This window comes from Pinirhizobacter sp. (genome assembly GCF_035317885.1).
Lineage (GTDB): Bacteria > Pseudomonadota > Gammaproteobacteria > Xanthomonadales > Rhodanobacteraceae > Pinirhizobacter.
In genome coordinates, this window is record NZ_DATHFX010000463.1 from 1 (window position 1) to 2,056 (window position 2,056).

Here is a 2,056-nt window from a genome sequence, read left to right on the forward strand (position 1 = left end):
ATCGAGACGCTCGATGCCACGCGCGTGCATTGGTCCGACGACGATTGGGCCACTATCCACGATACCGACTCCCGGCCCAGCGGCTTCGGCACCCACGTGACGGACCTGCCGGTTGCCAAGTCGTCGACTTCAGCCACACTACACTTTACGTTCTGGTGGCCCGGCGCGGCACGCTGGGAAGGGCGCGACTTTTCCCTCACCTTCGGCGACAACGGCAAGCACGCAAGGACCAAGGCATGAAAAAGAAGCAGGCGGGGATCCTCTCCATCGATGTCGGTGGCAGCCATCTGAAAGCCGATGTACTGGGTGAAAAGGGCAAGAGCCTGGCCGAACGCATCCGCGTGCCCACCCCCAAACCGTGTCCACCGGATCTGCTGCTGAAGATGGTCACGGAAATGGTGACCGGACTGCCGCCCTTCGACCGGATTTCCATCGGCTTCCCGGGCGTCATCTGCCGCGGCAAGGTGATGACGGCGGTGAACCTGGGCAACGATGCCTGGGTGGGCTATCCGCTGGAGCGCTCCTTAAGCCACGCGCTGGGCGGCCACCAGGCAAAGCTCATCAACGATGCCGACATGCAGGGCTTCGGCCTGATCAAGGGCAAAGGCCTGGAATTCGTCGTCACCCTGGGCACCGGCATGGGCACGGGCCTCTTCCTCGATGGCGAACTGATGCCGCACATGGAACTGGCCCACCATCCGCTGAAGAAGGGCAAGACTTACGAGCAACTCCTCGGCAACGTGGCCTACGAGGCCGCGGGCAAGAAGAAATGGAACAAACGCCTGCACCTGGCGCTGCGCACGATGAACGTCCTGCTCAGCCCCGACCACATCTACTTAGGCGGCGGCAATGCCGACTACGTCGATCCCGACGGCTTGCCTGAGAACGTCAGCGTCGGCGACAACAAGGCCGGCATCGTCGGCGGGGCGGCGCTGTGGCGCAAAGAGACGAAGATCCCTGCCCGGGCACCCTCGAAGAAGGCCGCAAAGAAACCTTCACGCAAGCGGTGACTGCCGCGTCACCTCCGATTGGCCGCGGCCTGCGTACGCGTCGTCGGTTCAGGCGTCCAGATGCCCAAGCGCCAGCACGAAGGTGTCTTCCAGCGCGGAGAGCACGTCCTTGCGGCCCTTGATGCCAGGCTCGGCACTCAAGGATGCGAACGATTTCATCAACTGCAGCAGCACGAACGACTGCGGACGCAGTTTCTCGCGCGCGATGTCCGGTGCGAAGGCCACCAGGATGTCGGTGATGAGTTCACGCAAGGTGTTGCGCAGGCCAAGCACGATGGAGTCGGGAAGATTGGTGGCCTCGCCCAGGGTGACGAAACCGGGATTCTTCCGGCGGAAGTCGTAGACGGTCCGCAGAAGTTTGGCGCCCAGGCCCCGGGCGTCCATCGAACGCGCCAGGCCCGCCATGCGGCGCAGGTCCGCGTGCAGCGCCGAGACATAGCGCGCGACCAGCGCTTCGGCCACCAGCTCCTTGGTGGGGAAAAACTGGTACAGCGAGCCGATCGATGCGCCTGCCCGTGCGGCGATTTCGGTCATCGTGGCGGCATCGTAGCCCCTCTCGGCGAAAACCTCGCCAGCCGCCTCCAGCAACGATTCCACCCGCGCCACGCCACGCTGGCGCTGCGGTTTGCGGATCGCCGGGCTTGAATTACTCGAGGCCATCCTCATAAACTCCCATGTGAGACTATCCTCATAAATCTATTGAAGGTAACGGCCATGACCGATGACAAGCTCGACCCGGGCACTACCGCGCTGGTACTGATCGACCTGCAGGCTGGCATCGTCCCTTTTGCACAGGGACCTTACACCGGCGAAGAGGTGGTGGCCCGTGCCGCTCGTCTGGTATCTCGCTGCCGCGACACCGGCACCCTGGTGGTGCGCGTGAGCGTGGGTTTTGCGCCGGACTTCGCCGATGCCCTCAAGCAGCCGGTAGACCAACCCCTTGCCGCCCGTGCGCTCCCGGAAAACTGGTGGGCCGATCCGGAGGGGCTGCCAACGGCGGCGAACGACATCCGCATCACCAAGCGGCAATGGGGTGCGTTCTACGG

At 63.9% G+C, this 2,056-nt stretch carries 4 protein-coding genes; 3 read left to right on the forward strand and 1 reads right to left on the reverse strand.

The window, feature by feature from the left end; translation table 11 throughout:
- Together VK519_RS15270 and VK519_RS15275 are read left to right on the forward strand one after the other, a co-directional pair.
- A partial coding sequence (locus tag VK519_RS15270; RefSeq protein ID WP_324351153.1) for a hypothetical protein occupies window positions 1-240 on the forward strand: 240 nt, incomplete at its 5' end.
- Window positions 237-1,010 (forward strand): ROK family protein, encoded by a 774-nt coding sequence (locus VK519_RS15275; RefSeq protein WP_324351155.1) that lies wholly within the window; start codon window positions 237-239, stop codon window positions 1,008-1,010. The genes VK519_RS15270 and VK519_RS15275, both read left to right, overlap by 4 nt.
- Before the next feature lie 48 nt (window positions 1,011-1,058).
- On the opposite strand, the gene VK519_RS15280 is transcribed toward VK519_RS15275, so the two are convergent.
- Complete coding sequence (locus VK519_RS15280) at window positions 1,059-1,670, reverse strand: TetR/AcrR family transcriptional regulator (RefSeq protein WP_324351156.1); 612 nt, start codon at window positions 1,668-1,670, stop codon at window positions 1,059-1,061.
- A 54-nt stretch (window positions 1,671-1,724) separates the two neighbouring features.
- Here VK519_RS15280 and VK519_RS15285 point away from each other — a divergent pair.
- Window positions 1,725-2,056 (forward strand): isochorismatase family protein (locus VK519_RS15285; RefSeq protein ID WP_324351158.1); only part of this gene is annotated, 332 nt, incomplete at its 3' end.